Annotated in this window: 14 protein-coding genes, 1 tRNA gene and 1 pseudogene; 5 read left to right on the plus strand and 11 right to left on the minus strand. The window is 70.2% G+C overall.

The window, feature by feature from the left end:
• Position 1: 1 nt before the first annotated feature.
• Complete coding sequence (locus Adu01nite_RS19955; protein WP_203728415.1) at positions 2-841, minus strand: MurR/RpiR family transcriptional regulator; 840 nt, start codon at positions 839-841, stop codon at positions 2-4.
• Between the two features lie 153 nt (positions 842-994).
• Between Adu01nite_RS19955 and Adu01nite_RS47895 the strand changes: the two genes are divergently transcribed.
• A complete protein-coding gene (locus Adu01nite_RS47895; RefSeq protein WP_239132547.1) occupies positions 995-2,575 on the plus strand; it encodes a hypothetical protein in 1,581 nt (526 codons plus the stop codon).
• A 149-nt stretch (positions 2,576-2,724) separates the two neighbouring features.
• On the opposite strand, the pseudogene Adu01nite_RS19960 reads toward Adu01nite_RS47895, so the two are convergent.
• From Adu01nite_RS19960 to Adu01nite_RS19970, 3 genes and pseudogenes are all read right to left on the minus strand, one after another.
• Positions 2,725-3,381: pseudogene (locus Adu01nite_RS19960) on the minus strand (MurR/RpiR family transcriptional regulator); the annotation flags it as partial.
• Between the two features lie 103 nt (positions 3,382-3,484).
• Positions 3,485-4,633 (minus strand): NUDIX domain-containing protein, encoded by a 1,149-nt coding sequence (locus Adu01nite_RS19965; RefSeq protein ID WP_203728417.1) that lies wholly within the window; start codon positions 4,631-4,633, stop codon positions 3,485-3,487.
• A 12-nt stretch (positions 4,634-4,645) separates the two neighbouring features.
• Complete coding sequence (locus Adu01nite_RS19970) at positions 4,646-5,689, minus strand: ROK family transcriptional regulator (RefSeq protein WP_239132548.1); 1,044 nt, start codon at positions 5,687-5,689, stop codon at positions 4,646-4,648.
• Between the two features lie 158 nt (positions 5,690-5,847).
• On the opposite strand from Adu01nite_RS19970, the gene Adu01nite_RS19975 reads away from it, so the two are divergent.
• The 3 genes from Adu01nite_RS19975 to Adu01nite_RS19985 all read left to right on the plus strand — a co-directional run bounded on the left by Adu01nite_RS19975 (position 5,848) and on the right by Adu01nite_RS19985 (position 8,946).
• Positions 5,848-7,110, plus strand: coding sequence for a DUF1479 domain-containing protein (locus tag Adu01nite_RS19975; protein WP_203728419.1), 1,263 nt, complete (start codon positions 5,848-5,850; stop codon positions 7,108-7,110).
• Between the two features lie 20 nt (positions 7,111-7,130).
• The gene (locus tag Adu01nite_RS19980; RefSeq protein ID WP_203728420.1) at positions 7,131-7,937 is read left to right on the plus strand and encodes an MOSC domain-containing protein; all 807 of its coding nucleotides are present in this window, start codon (positions 7,131-7,133) and stop codon (positions 7,935-7,937) included.
• Positions 7,938-8,031: 94 nt separating this feature from the next.
• Entirely contained in the window at positions 8,032-8,946 is a 915-nt protein-coding gene (locus Adu01nite_RS19985) for an expansin EXLX1 family cellulose-binding protein (protein ID WP_203728421.1), read from the plus strand.
• A gap of 122 nt (positions 8,947-9,068) precedes the next feature.
• Here the strand turns inward: Adu01nite_RS19985 and Adu01nite_RS19990 are convergent, their stop codons facing one another.
• The 7 genes from Adu01nite_RS19990 to Adu01nite_RS20020 all read right to left on the minus strand — a co-directional run bounded on the left by Adu01nite_RS19990 (position 9,069) and on the right by Adu01nite_RS20020 (position 13,235).
• Positions 9,069-9,590, minus strand: a complete 522-nt coding sequence (locus Adu01nite_RS19990) for a GNAT family N-acetyltransferase (protein WP_203728422.1) — start codon at positions 9,588-9,590, stop codon at positions 9,069-9,071.
• 17 nt (positions 9,591-9,607) lie between these two features.
• Positions 9,608-9,691 (minus strand) — tRNA-Leu (locus Adu01nite_RS19995).
• A 242-nt stretch (positions 9,692-9,933) separates the two neighbouring features.
• On the minus strand, positions 9,934-10,410 hold the full coding sequence (gene bcp / locus Adu01nite_RS20000) for a thioredoxin-dependent thiol peroxidase (protein WP_203728423.1): 477 nt from the start codon (positions 10,408-10,410) through the stop codon (positions 9,934-9,936).
• Positions 10,407-11,393, minus strand: coding sequence for a hypothetical protein (locus tag Adu01nite_RS20005; RefSeq protein WP_239132549.1), 987 nt, complete (start codon positions 11,391-11,393; stop codon positions 10,407-10,409). The genes bcp and Adu01nite_RS20005 overlap by 4 nt, the downstream gene beginning before the upstream one ends.
• The gene (locus Adu01nite_RS20010; RefSeq protein WP_203728424.1) at positions 11,390-12,139 is read right to left on the minus strand and encodes a DsbA family protein; all 750 of its coding nucleotides are present in this window, start codon (positions 12,137-12,139) and stop codon (positions 11,390-11,392) included. The genes Adu01nite_RS20005 and Adu01nite_RS20010 overlap by 4 nt, the downstream gene beginning before the upstream one ends.
• Entirely contained in the window at positions 12,136-12,609 is a 474-nt protein-coding gene (locus Adu01nite_RS20015) for a MauE/DoxX family redox-associated membrane protein (RefSeq protein WP_203728519.1), read from the minus strand. The genes Adu01nite_RS20010 and Adu01nite_RS20015 overlap by 4 nt, the downstream gene beginning before the upstream one ends.
• 89 nt (positions 12,610-12,698) lie before the next feature.
• The gene (locus Adu01nite_RS20020; protein WP_203728425.1) at positions 12,699-13,235 is read right to left on the minus strand and encodes a sigma-70 family RNA polymerase sigma factor; all 537 of its coding nucleotides are present in this window, start codon (positions 13,233-13,235) and stop codon (positions 12,699-12,701) included.
• Between the two features lie 47 nt (positions 13,236-13,282).
• Here Adu01nite_RS20020 and Adu01nite_RS20025 point away from each other — a divergent pair, with 47 nt between their 5' ends.
• Positions 13,283-14,998 carry a copper resistance CopC/CopD family protein gene (locus Adu01nite_RS20025; RefSeq protein WP_203728426.1) on the plus strand — a complete coding sequence of 572 codons (1,716 nt, stop codon included), beginning with the start codon at positions 13,283-13,285 and terminating at the stop codon, positions 14,996-14,998.
• Positions 14,999-15,020: the final 22 nt, after the last annotated feature.

Below are 15,020 nucleotides of genomic sequence, written 5' to 3' on the forward strand. Positions count from 1 at the left end.
CCTACGCCATGAACAGGTGCCGCCGAGCGGCCGCCTGCTCGAACTCCTCGAGGCGACGCTGCGCCAGATCCGGCGCCGCGTCACACATCGCCTGCAGAAGCACCATCGCCATCGCCATCGGCCCGGTATGCAGGTCGAACACCAGCTGGGTGCCGACCGCCGCGGGCAGAACCACATCGGCAAGCTCAGCGACCGGACTGACCACCGAGTCGGTGATCGCGACGATCGCGTACCCACTCTTCTTCGCTTCCCGAATCGCTTCGAGCGATTCCCGCGGATAGCGAGGCAGCACGACGGCAAGGAGCGCCGAGCCCCCGGCCGCCCGAGCTTGATCAAGCCGATCGAGCAGCGGCGTGCCCCCGACATCAAGCACGCGAACATCGGGGTGGACCTTGGCCGCGAAGTACCCGAAATACCCCGCGAGCGGCGCCGCCGCCCGAAGCCCGAGCACCGGAAGCGGCCGGCTGCCCATCAGGATGCGGGCAGCTTCCTCGACGTCATCGAGCCGCCCAAGCTGCTCTTGAAGCCGCCCAAGATGCTCGACTTCGGCCCGAACCGCAAGCTGCATGGCATTGCCGTCAGCCGCGCCCGGCTCGTCCTCACCCCCGGTGAGATCCCGCAGCTCACGCCGCAGAGCCGGATAACCGGAGTACCCAAGCGCCATCGCAAAGCGGGTGACGGAGGGCTGACTGACCCCGGCAAGATCGGCAACCTCAGCCGCCGAGAGATAGGCAGCTTTGGCGGCATGCTCAACAAGGCTGTGCGCAATGCGGCGCTGAGTAGGCGTAAGCCGAGCACCGTGAAAGAGGTCGACCACCGACCTGAGCGCCTCGTCATTCACACGAGCGAGCATATGCATAAAAAATTTCAGAAACCAGAGCCCTCGCCCGGAATGCCGCCGCTGGGGCTGACGGCGGGGGTGTCGGGTGACTACTGTGCACTGGTGAAGTCCAGAACTTCAATAGATATGTATGACGTTCATGTTCGCGCCCGAATGATCGACTTCTTCACCCTTGAGGGTTTGCCCTGGCCGCGCCGCCTGTGGGACATCGGCTCGCTGCTCGCCCTGCAGGAACTCCTGGAGGCTGGTTCCTGGGTTCGCCACCATGTTCTATCTCCGGCGGCGGTCGACTGGCAGCGCCACGAACTGCTGAAGGTCATCGGGCCCGACGTCGGCCTCGGCGACAAGGAATTACGCGCCGAACTGACCTCGCTGCTGAGCAAGCCGTTGCTCGACCCCAGCCCTGCCCACCGTCGACTGCGCGAAGTCATCGACCACGCTCGCGGTGGCTACCTGAGCCGCTGGGCGGCAGCGGCCGCCCAGCCGGAAGGGCGACGACCACAGCCGGAACGGCTGGCTCGTGTCGTCGCGGCCCATCTGCTCGACCTCGGCTACGACGCGAGCCACCTGGCGGCATGGATCGGGCAGCTTGCCCACCAGCGGGCGAGTGCCGAGGAAGTGCTGCGCGGCGCGGTCGCCCTCGACGCGGCCGCACCGCGCGAGTTCACCGTTCTTGCCGTCCTGGACAGCGCGCCCGAACGTGCGCAGGCCGAGAGTCAGGATTCGTGGGTTTCCGAGCGGGAGGTCGTGGGTTGGCTCAAGCAGCGTGGCCATTCGACCAGCGGTGTCCGTTCTGGCGGGGGATTCTGCTACCGGGTGACTGCGCGAGATCCGTTCAGCGCCGTGAGTCAGGTTCGCGAACTTGTCGAACGCATGGTGGCGCGATCGTCGTTCATGCGAGGCAACCGGGGTGGGATCAGGCCGGCCTCGCAGATGTGGGTCGATCAGCATCCGGACCCCATTCCCTTCGCTACCCCGGCGAGGGGCGCCGATGTGTTGTCCCTCGTGAACGAAGGCCGGCTGTACCAGGTCGACGGGCAGCGCACCCTGATCGACGACGCCTTGGAACTCGCCGCACCCGTGAATCGAGGTGCTCTCGGCCCGGCGGTTGCGGGGGCGTGGGCCGCCGTCGAGTCGCTGCTGTCGCATCCTGACGATCCTGCCGAGGAGGAACGATCGGGCAAGGCCGTCGCCGCGGACCGGCTGGCGGCGATCATTGCCTGCTCGTGGCCTCGCGCGGAGCTCACCACTCTCGCCCACCGGCATCAACCCGAGACGCCCGATGCCTTGGCCGAGAAGCTGGCAACCTGCACGGCCAACCGCGACCGGGCATTCGCGGTCGCGGAGGCCCTGACGGCAGGGGACACGCTGAGGCTGGCCAACCGTTTCCGGCGCGACGCCGACATCGCGGCGGTGCATCGGATGCGCCGGGTGGTCATCAACCCCAAGGGAGAGCTCGCGACCGCAGCCACTGTCTTCCGGATCGCCATGCGGCGCCTCTACCGCACCCGCAACATCGTGTTGCACGGTGGATCTACGCAGGGAGCGGCATTGAAGGCTGCGCTTCGGATCGCCGCGCCGTTGGTGGGCGCCGGGCTCGACCGGATCACTCACGCCGCGCTGGTCGAGGGACTCGCTCCGCTGGACCTGGCCGCTCGGGCCGAGGTCGGGCTGAAGCTGGTCGGGGGCGAGACCGACCTGAACGTGGTCGACCTCCTCGAGCCGCGCCGGTGACACGGAAGCGGCCCTGAAAAGCAAGAGGGCCCCGGCCAAATCGGCGAGGGCCCCTGCATGCTTGCCGCAACTATACGCGATCGCTGGGGGCCTTCAACTGCCAGACGTGACGAGGGTGCGTAGCCGGGCGAGCGCCTCGGCTCGTAAAGCTCAGCGACCGGACTGACCACCGAGTCGGTGATCGCGACGATCGCGTACCCACTCTTCTTCGCTTCCCGAATCGCTTCGAGCGATTCCCGCGGATAGCGAGGCAGCACGACGGCAAGGAGCGCCGAGCCCCCGGCCGCCCGAGCTTGATCAAGCCGATCGAGCAGCGGCGTGCCCCCGACATCAAGCACGCGAACATCGGGGTGGACCTTGGCCGCGAAGTACCCGAAATACCCCGCGAGCGGCGCCGCCGCCCGAAGCCCGAGCACCGGAAGCGGCCGGCTGCCCATCAGGATGCGGGCAGCTTCCTCCACGTCATCGAGCCGCCCCAGCTGCTCCTGAAGCCGCCCGAGATGCTCGACCTCGGCCCGCACCGCGAGCTGCATGGCGTTGCCCTCGACGGCGCCCGGCTCGTCCTCGCCCCCGGTGAGCTCGCGCAGCTCCCGCCGCAGCGCCGGATAGCCGGAGTAGCCCAGCGCCATGGCGAACCGGGTCACCGAGGGCTGACTGACCCCGGCGATCTCGGCGACCTCGGCCGCCGAGAGGTAGGCCGCCTTGGCGGCATGCTCGACGAGGCTGTGCGCGATGCGGCGCTGGGTCGGCGTAAGCCGGGCACCGTGAAAGAGGTCGACCACCGACCTGAGCGCCTCGTCATTCACACCCAGGAGCATATGCATAAAAAATTTCAGAAACCAGAGCGATCACCCGCGCCGGCTCCGCGAGCAGCGTTCCGTCAGGCGGTCTTGCCGGTTCGGCATCGACTCAGTCGTCCCAGGAGGCGGCAATCTTGGCCGCCCGGGCGATCGCGGTCTCCGCCGGCTCGGCGGCGGGGATCTCGCCGTCGCCGTAGGGGCGCACTCTGAACCCGCCCACCGCCGGGTGGAATGCCAGGCCGCGTTTGACCAGGCTGGGCCGGTCGCGGCGGTCATACAGGTTGAGGGTGCCGTGACTGATCCACGGCCACACGCGGCGGAGCACCGGGTTCGCCGCGGCGGCTCGGGCGATCGGCACGGTGCTTCCCTCGCCGTGCTCGGTGATGATGTGCCAGAGCGCTTCGATCGCGACGTCCGGGTCGCTGACGGCAAGGTAGGTGTGGCGCTCGGCAAGGTCCGCGGCGGAATGCTCTTGGTGCAGGTCGAGCATCGTGCCGGCGATCTCGTCCAGGTCGACCGTCCGACCCGCCGCGACCGGGTCACCACGGTCGTCCAAGATCATCACTTCGTAGCCCCCGCCGCAGCCGGCGCGAACGCTGAGGTGCCCATTGGGTGTAAACAGCACGGCCGCGACCGGGCCGAAGCGGTCCGAGCCGGCTCTCAGTCTCTCGAGACCGGTTCGTCGGTTCAGTTCGTCGAACATGACATCCCGGTCGAGGACGGCCAGGAAGCGGAAGAGGTGCGGGTCGAAGCGGCCCGGATCGGCCGCCGCCAGCTCGGCGCGGGTCCACCAGCGGACGGCGTTGAACTCGCCGGCGTCCGGGCGCAGTTCCTCGTCGCCGGTGCAGGCCAGGACGTACCAGAGGCTGACGTCGGTGTGGCCGTGGTCCTGCCCGACCGTATGCGTGATGGTCAGAAAGGTCGGCGACCGCGACAGACCCGCGTCGCCCAGACCGAGCTCTTCCTGAATCTCCCGCCGCGCGGTCAGCGCGGGGTCCTCATCGACCTCGACGTGACCGCCCGGCGGGAGCCACAGCCCGGCGTTGATGTGGTCGACGAGCAGGATTCGCCCGTCCGCGGCGACCGGCACCACATAGGACACCAGGTGTTGCGGCGGGGACGCAGGCTTGACCCGGCGGAACACGTCGTCCGTGCTCGCCAGCCAGGCCAGCGCCGACGCGCGATGCTCGGCGCCGAGCTCGTCGGCCGGTGCGAACCGGGACACCAGGTCATGGACTACCGCTACGGACTCACGCATCCGGAGATGCTGTCACGGGCGCCCCGGCGTGTCGCCCGCCGTGATGAGATCGCGTAGCCGGCCGAGGGCCTCGGCTCGCACCCCGGTCAGCACCGGCTCGCTGGTCACCCTCGTGGGGCGGAGCGAGACCCGGCGCGGCAGGCGGGCGGTCGCGGATCGGATGTGGTCGAGCAGGGCCGGACCCCAGCGGCCGCCGACGACGATCTCCTGCGGGTCGGCCAGGGCGATCACCGCGGCGATCGCGCCGGCCACCGCCGTGCCCAGGATGGCGTGGATGGCGGGAGGGCTTGCCAGCAGGCGGTCGACGTCGATCGCGGTGGAACCCGGGCGGCGCAGGCCCAGCTCGCCGAAGAGTTCGATGAGCCGGACCGCGCGGCCGTCGGGGCCGGTGGTGAGCAGGTGGGCTATCTCGCCGGTCAGGCCGTGGTGGCCTCGGCGGACCGCGCCGTCGTTGACGATCGCGCAGCCCAGGCCCTCGTCCAGGTAGAGGTAGGCGAAGTCGGCGGCGGTGTCGCGCTCGGCCAGGGCCGCCCAGTTCACGTCGTTGTCGACGATGACCGGGCCCGGGCCGAGGATCGCCGCCGGGTCGAGTTCGCCGACCAGGAACGGTGCGTCGGGCAGGTGCACCAGGCGGCCGGTGGCGCGGTCGACCGGGTCGGCCGCCCCGACGACGGCCAGGCGCGTCTCCCCGGTTCTGATCTCGGCGACCGCGGCGGTCAGCGCCGCGGCCACCTGATTGGGCTCGGTGGGCTGCCGGGTCGCCCGGGCCACGGTGTCGCCGTAGACGTCCACGCACTCGGCAACCACGCCGGCCGGGGTGATCGTCACCGCCAGGGCCGTGCCGATCGCCGGTGCCAGCGCGTAGTAGGAACCCACCCGGCCCTTGCCGCGCCCGCCGGGGGTGCGTTCGCCGGTGTCGGCGAGCAGGCCGCGCTCGGTCAGCCGGCGCACGCTCTCGCCGGCGGTCGGCTTCGAGATGCCGATCTCGGTGGCCAGCTCCGCCCTTGTCAGCCGGCGGTGCCGCATCAGCGCGCGCAGCACGTGCTCGTCGGTCACCGACCGAACCAGCTCCAGCGAGGGCGAAGGCGAGGGCGAAGGCGAGGGCGAAGGCACGGCAGGGGCCATGTGCCGATTCTAGGCAGGACTCTTGTCTGGAAAGCGCGCAGGGCTTACCGTGCTTTCAAGTAATTATGCCTAACTAGAAGGAGATCGCCGTGGCTCTGCCGCACTGGGAAGAGACTCCCGCCGACCTCGGGGCCGCGACCCGCGAGATCAAGACCGCCCTGCGCGCGCAGATCGCCGCCTCCGGCCGCACCGTCGACGAGGTCTTCGCCGTCGTCGAGCAGCGGGTCCAGGCCGCCGTCGACGACATCACCGCCGCCCGCCGCCGGGGCGAGAGCGTCTGGCCGGTCATCGACTACGCCGACATCGCCGCCGGCGCCGTCTCGCCGGCCGAGATCGCCAAGTTGCGCCGCCGTGGCTGCCTGGTCGTGCGCGGGCACTTCGAGCGTGCCCAGGCCCTGGGCTGGGATGCCGACATCGTCGACTACGTCGAGAGCAACCACTTCTTCGAGGACTACCGCGGCCCCGGCGACGACTTCTTCGGCAGCGTCGGCTCCAAGCCCGAGATCTACCCGATCTACTGGTCGGCCGCGCAGATGCAGGCCCGGCAGAGCGACCGGATGGCCACCGTGCAGGCGTTCCTGAATGCGCAGTGGACGCACGAGTCGGACGGCGTGCAGTGGTTCGACCCGGCCCGTGACTCGCTCTACCCCGACCGCATCCGCCGTCGTCCGGAGGGCGCCGACTCGGCCGGCCTCGGCACCCATCTCGACCCCGGCACTCTCGACCTGTGGATGACGCAGGCCTACCAGCAGGCGTTCCGGCACCTCTTCGACGGCGACGTCGAGAAGTACGACCCGTGGGACGCGGCCCACCGCACCGCCGGCCCGCAGTACCCGGGCTCGACCATGTGCTCGGCGTTCCGCACCTTCCAGGGCTGGACCGCGCTGTCCGACATGGACCACGACCAGGGCGTCCTGCACACCGTGCCGATCCCGGAGGCGATGGCCTACCTGATGCTGCGCCCGCTGCTGAGCGACGTCCCCGACGACGACATGTGCGGCGTGACGGTCAACCAGGTCTTCCCGGCCGGCCACAAGTGGCACGCCCCGCTGATGGAGGCGCTGTCCGGCATCCCGGACGTCCGGGCCGGCGACTCGGTCTGGTGGCACTGCGACATGATCCACAGTGTTGCCCCGGTCGAGGCCCAGAAGGGCTGGGGCAACGTCATGTACATCCCGGCCGCGCCGTGGTGCCCGCGCAACGAGGAGTACGCGGCGAACGTGCGCGACGCCTTCGCCAAGGGGGAGAGCCCCAGCGACTTCCCGGCCGAGCACTACGAGCGCGACTGGGCCAACCGCTTCCAGCCCACCGACCTCAACGAGATCGGCCGCCGCGGCCTCGGCCTCAGCTGACGGCGTGCAAGGCTGCAAGTATGCAGATCACGGCCATCGCCACCTACCCGGTCAAGGGTTGCCACCGGATCGAGCACGACGTCGCCGACGTCGAGCCGTGGGGGCTTGCCGGTGACCGCCGGTGGATGATGGTCGACGCCGACGGTGTCGGGATCACTCAGCGCATCCTGCCGCTGCTCACCCAGCTGTCGGTCCGGATGCGGCCCGGTGGCCTGGAGTTGTCGGCGCCGGGGATGCCCACGCTGGCCGTGGACGAGCCGGTCGACGGCCCGGAGGAACTGGTGCGGGTCTTCAAGAACCACGCGCCGGCCCCCGCCCGGATCGCCGAGACTGCGTGGAGCAGCGCATTCCTCGGCCGCCCGGTGCGCCTGGCCTGGCAGGCCGACCCCGGCGGGCGCCACGTCGGCGGCAACCCCGCCGACGGTGAGCCGGTCAGCTTCGCCGACGGCTACCCGCTCCTGATCGCCAACACGGCGTCCCTCTCCGCGCTCAACGACTGGCTGACCGAGGCCGGCGACGAACCGGTGCCGATGACCCGCTTCCGCCCGAACCTCGTCGTGTCGGGCGCCCTTCCCTGGGCGGAGGACGACTGGTCCGCCCGCGGGGTGCGGCTCAAGATCGGCGACGCGGTCCTCAACGCCGACAAACCGTGCCCCCGCTGCCTGGTCACCACCGTCGACCAGGAGACCGGGGAGAAGGGCAAGCAGCCGCTGCGGATGCTCGGCCAACGCCGGCGGTTCGGTGACGGGTTGCTGTTCGCGATCAACCTCATCCCGGTCGTCACCGGCTCACTGCGCGTGGGCGACGCGGTGACCGTACTGGACTGAGGTCGTCACCCTCCGGGTGAAGCGTGTCGCATATGCCTTAGGTCTGTCTTAGGAAGGTTGCCCGCGGTGCCGCCGCCGCGAAGGATCCCTCAGCGTGACCGCACCTCGCCTCGTTTCCCCCCGCTGGCTCGCCGCCGGCGGTGCCGTGATCCTCGCCTCGGTGCTGGGTGTGGCGCTCGTGCTGCAGAACTCCGGTTCGGCCTGCGCGGCGCCCCCGTCCACATCGGCCAAAACCGGCAAGGCGACCTTTTACGACCTGGGGTCCGGGACCGGCAACTGCTCCTTCCCCAGCGCGCCCGCCGACGACCTGTTCGTGGCACTCGGCCCCGACCAATACTCGAACGGCGCGGCCTGCGGCACCTACCTCGACGTGACCGGCCCCAAGGGCAAGGTGCGGGTCAAGGTCCTCGACTCCTGCCCGGAGTGCGGCACCGGCCACCTCGACCTGAGCCGCACCGCCTTCAAGAAGATCGGCGCCGAGGTCGACGGAATCATCCCGATCACCTACAAGACGGTCACCACCGCGACGGCGCCCGGTCCGATCAGCGTGCGCGTCAAGGAGGGCTCGTCGCAGTACTGGCTGGCCGTCCTCATCGACAACCACGCCACCCAGCTGAAGTCGGTCACGGTCAACGGCAAGACCACCCACCGCGAGGACTACAACTACTGGATCATCGACAGCGGTGCTGGCAGCGGACCTTTCAAGATCAAGGTCACTGATGTGTACGGCCACAGCGCCACGGTGTCCGGCATCAAACTGTCCCCCGAGGTGACCCAGAAGACCACGGCTCGCCTGGCCACCGGCACGTCCGGGGCTGCGACGACCACCGCGGCCAAGAAGAAGGCTGCCGCCCCGAAACCGGCGACAACCTCCGCGTCCCCGTCGCCGGCCGTGTCCTCGGCCGCCCCCGCGCTGGAATCCACCGAGGCCGCCCCCGACACCGCCGTCGCCACCGAAGAAGCACCCAGCGAGGCGTCCGTCGACCTGGCGGCCAGCTCCTGCAAGTAAGAACTTCCGCGCCCCACTCCGCCGCGCCCCGGCCATCCCCCAGGTCAGGAGCGCGCGGCCGCCGGCCGCCGGCGGCGACGCACGTCACCCCCCGTGCGTCGCCGTCCCGGCGGCCTCGGTCGTCATTCCCGCAGGTCGAGCCACATCAGGATGTCGTCCCGGTCGTCGCCCGGCGCGACCCGGATGGTGCCCGGCAGCCGCCCGACCTCGCGGTAGCCGACCCGCCGGTAGAAGTTCTCGGTGCCGATCCCGCCGCGCACGGTGACGTGCAGCCCGGCCAGGCCCATCTTGCGGCCGAGCGCCTCGGCCTCGCGCATGAGCCCGGCCCCGTAGCCCCGCTTCTGAATGCGCGGCGTGACCATGACCCGCTTGAGCACCCGCCAGTGATCCTTGAGATCGAACCGGTTGTCGGTGACGAAGAGCAGCGCGACGATTTCCCCGTCGTCGACGCCGACGATCAGCCGATCGAGCCCGGCGTCGACCCCGGCAAAGGCGGCTTCGGCAACGGGCCGGACCTGCGCGGCCGAGACCGGCGCCACGAACCCGACGGCCCCACCGGCATTGGTCACCTCGACCCAGAGCGCCACGATCCGGGCCCGAAGATCGTCGGTCAGCTCCGGATCAACCACGAACTCAACAGCCATACAGCCATCATCCAGGGTGCGGAAGAAGGGACTCGAACCCTCACGCCCTCTCGGGCACGGGCACCTAAAACCCGCGCGGCTGCCAATTTCGCCACTCCCGCCCGTTTCGCCCCGCAGGGCAAAGCGTCGAACAGATTCTAGACGGTCAGCTGCGGATTCCGGCTCCCGCCGGCAGTGACCTTGTCCCACCGAGAGGCCGGCGGGACAGGGCCCCGCCCCGAGCACGGCGGCCGCCTTGCGGGTCTGTTGCCGCATGACGGCCGCCGTGGGAGCGGGGGACCCTGCCGGTCGGCGAGTCGTGCCCCTCTGATCGGCAGGAACGTGGGCGAACTATGGGAATTGATCAGTCGATTCCCAGGTCGCGGCGCAGCTTCGCGACGTGGCCGGTGGCCTTCACGTTGTAGAGGGCGCGCTCGATCACGCCGTTCTCGTCGATCACGAACGTCGAGCGGATGACGCCCATCACCGTACGGCCGTAGTTCTGCTTCTCGCCGAACGCGCCGTACGCCGTCAGGACACTCTTGTCCTCGTCGCTGACCAGCGGGAACGTGATGGCGTCGCGCTCGCGGAACTTCGCCAGCTTGGCCGGCACGTCGGGGGAGATGCCGACCACCTCGTAGCCGGCCGCCTGCAGCGACGCCAGCGAGTCGCGGAAGTCGCACGCCTGGGTGGTGCAGCCGGGAGTCATGGCGGCGGGGTAGGCGTAAAGCACCACCCGGCGGCCGCGAAGGTCCTTGAGGGAGAGCCGGTCGCCGTTGTCGGTCGGCAGCGACCAGTCGGGCGCGGTGTCCCCGGCGGAAAGTCGGGCGGTCTCATTCATGCGACGACCATAGTCCGGGCAGCTGGGGCGGGTAGGGCGGCCCGCAGGCGGAGCACACCTTCGAACGCGAGGGCGGCGCCGGCGGCCAGCGCGACGGCCACCGCGGCGCGGATCAGCCAGCCGGGGCCGGCGGCCGGCAGGACCGCGGCGGCGAAGACGCCGATCTGGGTGAAGCCGGCGAACAGCGCCACCACCGCGCCCGCCAGAGCCAGGAAGAACGGGGGATGGCGGTAACTCGCCCCGATCGCCAGCAGGCCGACCGTGATGAGCAGCAGGGAAGGGGCGGCGCCGTCGAGGGTGGTGCTCACGGCGTACGCAAGCGGGGACATTGCGGCGATCAGGGTGACCGGCCGCACCGACCTGGGCCATCTTCGCAGCAGGGCGAAGGCCGTCAGGCCGGTCAAGGCCGTTATCGACCACCAGAGCCAGGCTTTCGGCGGCGGCTCCCAGTCGAGGGTGCCGGCGATCGTGAACGTGCGCACCTGCACCCGCAGCGGCACCTCCCAATCGCGCAGGCGATGCGCCCGGCTGGGGTCGGCCTGCGCCTGCGGCGGCAGACCGGAGCTGAGCCAATGGGTGCGCTGATCATGCCAGCGCACGCTGGTCGAGCCGGAAATGCGGCGCCAGCTGGGTGGGGCGGTCGGGTCGGCGGAGGCGGGCACCGGGTTGTCGCCGGTCCGGGTTTCATTGATGTACGCCGCGGGAGAGTTGACGTTTTCCCAGGTCCCGTCGGGTCTGACGTCGAGATAGGGCTCACCGGAGTAGCCGAGGATCTCGACCGAGTGACCGGTCTTGTTGGTCAACTCCAAGCGCGCGCCGGCCTCGACCGTGCGGACCGTCAGGCCCTTCTCCGGCGTGCTGATCCCGGTGATCGTCGTGCGGTAGGCGGTGGCGTCGGGAGCGTCCCCACCGTGCGCGAACGCGGGCGTGGCCGGCGCGAGAACCGCGCCGGCCACGATCACCAAGAGGGCGCCGAGCCTCACCCGGCGGCCGCCGTGACGGCCTCGCTGAGCTGCGCCGCGGTCGGGATGGTGCCGCCGGTGCCCTGCAGTTGCTTGCCGGCGACGACGATGGTGGGCGTGCCGGTGTAGCCGCGCGTCGAGAACGTCTCGGTGACCTTCGTGGCCCACGCGGTGTAGGTCTTGTCGTTCACCGCGGTGGCGAAGTCGTCGCCGAGCCCGACGCTCTTGCCCAACTCAATGATCTTGGCGTTGGACAGCCCGTCGCTGTTCTCCTCGGGCTGGTTGTCGTACATGACCTTGTGGAACTCGCTGAACTTGCCGCCCACCGCCGCGGCCGCCGCGGCCCCGGCCGAGCGGGTGGAGAACTCGGTGCCGTTGGAGGCCCGGTCGAGGATGGCCACCGGGTGGTAGCGCACGGTGATCTTCTTGTCCGCGACGAGCTGGTCGATGGTGGCGTCGGCCGCGATCTCGAACTGGTGGCAGATCGGGCACATGAAGTCCTCGTAGAGGTCGACCGTGACCGGGCCGGTGCCGACCGCGAACGCGGTGCCGTCGTCGACGGCGACGCTCGGGGTGGTCAGCGTGCTCGCGTCGTTGCTCTCCTGCCGGGACAGCACACCCCAACCGATCAGACCGGCGATCAGGAGTACGCCGACGACCGCGACGGATGTCCAGATCGTCACCGCGCGGCGGCGCTCGGCCGCCTTCTGCTGCTCGACGATGCGTTTCGCCGCCGAGCGTTCGCGGTCACGGTTGCCCTTGCTCATCGTTCTCCCATCAGAAGGCCGTCCATCGAGAACCGGGTGCGCGGCTTCCACAGCAAAATCCCAGCGAGCAGCAGGAATCCGGTGTCGCGGGCGATGTCCAGGCCGTACGCCGTGTTGCGCCCGGCGGCGAGATCACCGCCCTTGCTGAAGCAGCCGCAGTCGATCTGCAGCCCACGGGCCCACGCGGAGATGATCCCGGCGATGAAGACCACCAGGAGCAGCGCCGAGATGGCCGCGCTGAGTCGCACGGCGAGCCCGATGAGCAGAAGCAGACCGACCGCTATCTCGAGGAACGGCTGGATCGCGCCGACCAGCTTGGCGGTGTCGTAATCCATCAGGCGATAGGCGTTCACCGCCCGCCCGGACTCGGCCAAGTCGGTGACCTTGAGCCCACCGGCGATCAGGAACACCGCCGCCAGCCCAAGACGAGCCACCGTGGAGATCCACGGCCACGCCTTGCCCAAATGCATTGTCACGCCCAGTCAGTCGTTGTCCTCGCTCAGCAGGTTCCACCATTCTGCTGAGGTTTGGCTGGGAATCAGCACGGTCCAGAGACCCGTCACACCGCTTGCGCCTGGGACACCGCGGTGACCAACTCGTCGCGGGCCCGGGCGACCCGGGAGCGGATCGTGCCGACCGGCACGTCCTCGACCTCGGCCGCCTCGGCGTAGGACAGGCCCAGCACCTGGGTCAGCACGAACGCGGTGCGACGCTCCTCGCTGAGCCGGCCGAGCAGGTCGGCCGTGCTCAGCCGATGCGCCGGGTCGGGCGCGGGCAGGTCGGTCCAGGCCTGGGCGGCGAGCCGTGCGTCGAGCCGCCGGCGGCGAACCACGGCACGCAGGTGATCGGCACAGGTCCGCCGGGCGATGCCGAGCAGCCAGGTGCGTGCGCTGGAGCGGCCCTCGAAGCCGGGCAGCGCCTTGACCGCACGCAGGTAGGTTTCCTGGGTGAGATCGTCGGCCGCACCCGGATCGACCAGGGCGGCGGTGAACCGCCACACGTCGGCCTGGGTGGCCCGGACGAACGCCGCCAGCGCAGCCTCGTCTCCCGCACCGGCCGCCAGGGCCAATTCGGTGGTGCCTTCACCAGCCGTCATGGTCGGCCATCGTACGGGAACGGGAAATGTCGGGGGGTTCTGGAACCATGTCAGGCAGATCGACGACTACCCGCCGGTGGGAGCATTCGACCGGATCGGGGAGCATGGCGCGCATGACCTTTGATCGTCGCCGCGCCCTGGCGGGTGGTTTCGGCCTGCTGATCGGGCTGTTCCTGGTGCTGCTGGGCCCGGCCGCGCCGGCCAGCGCGCACGCCGCGCTGGTCGCCACCGACCCCGGGAACGGCACGATCGTGCCCGACGCACCCAACAAGGTGACCCTGACCTTCAGTGAGTCGGTGCAGCTGGTCAGCGGCAAGATCCAGGTGCTCGCGCCGGACGGCTCCCGCGCCGACCAGGGCGAGCCCACGGTCGACGGCGGCACCCTCACCATCCCGCTGCGCTCCGGCGGCGGCCGGGGGACCTACCTGGTGAGCTTCCGGGTGATCTCGGCCGACAGCCACCCGATCGGGGGCAGCATCACCTACTCGGTGGGTGCCGCTTCCACCCCGCCGACGTCGACGGTCGACGACAGCAAGGTCGACCCGGTGGTCCGGGCACTGATCCCGGTCGGCAAATACTTGGGGTACGCGGGGCTGGTGCTCCTGGTCGGCCCGGCGCTCGTGCTGGCCCTGCTGTGGCCGCACCGCCTCTCCCGGCGCGGCCCGTCCCGGGTCGTCTGGACGGGTCTGGGCCTGGTCGGCTTCAGCACCCTGATGGCGATCTGGCTGCAGGTGCCCTATTCGATCGGCACCGGCCTGTTCGACGTCCGGGTCGGCGATCTGCGCGACGTGCTGGGCAGCACGTTCGGCGCGGTGATGCTGGTCCGCATCGGCGTGCTGTGCGCGGCCGCCCTGCTGCTGCGCCCGCTGCTCAAGGGCGCCGGCGAGTCGAAGACCGACCTGGCCCTGCTCGGCGTGCTCGGGGTGGCGGCGCTGGCCACCTGGCCGCTGACCGGGCACCCGACCGCGTCGCCGGTGGCCGGTGTCTCGGTGGTGGTCGACGCGATCCACCTGGCCGCCATGTCGGTGTGGCTGGGCGGCCTGGTCATGCTGGGCGGGTTCCTGCTGCGCCTGGCCAACGAGCGTGAGCTGGCCGCGATCCTGCCGATCTGGTCGCGCTGGGCGGCCACCGCGGTGACCGCGCTGATCCTGGCCGGCGTGGTGCAGGCGCTGATCGAGGTGGCGTCGCTGGACGGCCTGGTCAACAGCACCTACGGCCGGCTCATCCTGGTGAAGGTGGCGCTGGCCGGGGTGGTGCTGGGCGTCGCCTGGTTCTCCCGGCGGCTGGTCCGCTCCAAACAGGCCGAGGCCTCGCCCCGCGGCCTGCGCCGGGTGGTCTGGATCGAGCTGGCGATCACCGCGGTGGTGCTGGGGGTGACGGCCGCGCTGGTGCAGATCGCCCCGCCGCGCACGGCCGAGGCCGCCGAGTCCGCGGCCACCAGCTCCACCGTGTCGCAGACGGTGACCAGCAGCACGATGGCGCTGCAGGTGGACATCTTCCCGGCCACGGTCGGCAACAACTCGATCCACCTGTATGCCTACACGCCCGACAACAAGCCGCTCACCGTGGTCGAGTGGACCGGAACGGCGGCCCTGGAGTCGAAGGGCATCGAGCCGATCCAGATTCCGTTGCTGCGGATCACCGACTTCCACGCGGTCGGCGATATCGCCCTGCCGTCGGCCGGGCAATGGACGTTCAAGTTCACGGTCCGCACCAGCGACATCGACCAGGAGACGCTCTCGATGACGGCAAACATTTCCTGACCCGGTTCGCCGTTTGGCCCGG

This window comes from Paractinoplanes durhamensis (assembly GCF_016862175.1).
Classification (GTDB): Bacteria; Actinomycetota; Actinomycetes; order Mycobacteriales; family Micromonosporaceae; genus Actinoplanes; species Actinoplanes durhamensis.

What these genes read in the sequence shown, in the direction of transcription:
- Adu01nite_RS19965 (WP_203728417.1), bottom strand. Translation starts at nt 4,633, where the DNA reads ATGCGTGAGTCCGTAGCGGTAGTCCATGACCTGGTGTCCCGGTTCGCA.
- Adu01nite_RS20020 (WP_203728425.1), bottom strand. Translation starts at nt 13,235, where the DNA reads ATGACGGCTGGTGAAGGCACCACCGAATTGGCCCTGGCGGCCGGTGCG.
- Adu01nite_RS20015 (WP_203728519.1), bottom strand. Translation starts at nt 12,609, where the DNA reads ATGCATTTGGGCAAGGCGTGGCCGTGGATCTCCACGGTGGCTCGTCTT.
- bcp (WP_203728423.1), bottom strand. Translation starts at nt 10,410, where the DNA reads ATGAATGAGACCGCCCGACTTTCCGCCGGGGACACCGCGCCCGACTGG.
- Adu01nite_RS19990 (WP_203728422.1), bottom strand. Translation starts at nt 9,590, where the DNA reads ATGGCTGTTGAGTTCGTGGTTGATCCGGAGCTGACCGACGATCTTCGG.
- Adu01nite_RS47895 (WP_239132547.1), top strand. Translation starts at nt 995, where the DNA reads ATGATCGACTTCTTCACCCTTGAGGGTTTGCCCTGGCCGCGCCGCCTG.
- Adu01nite_RS20010 (WP_203728424.1), bottom strand. Translation starts at nt 12,139, where the DNA reads ATGAGCAAGGGCAACCGTGACCGCGAACGCTCGGCGGCGAAACGCATC.
- Adu01nite_RS19980 (WP_203728420.1), top strand. Translation starts at nt 7,131, where the DNA reads ATGCAGATCACGGCCATCGCCACCTACCCGGTCAAGGGTTGCCACCGG.
- Adu01nite_RS20025 (WP_203728426.1), top strand. Translation starts at nt 13,283, where the DNA reads ATGTCAGGCAGATCGACGACTACCCGCCGGTGGGAGCATTCGACCGGA.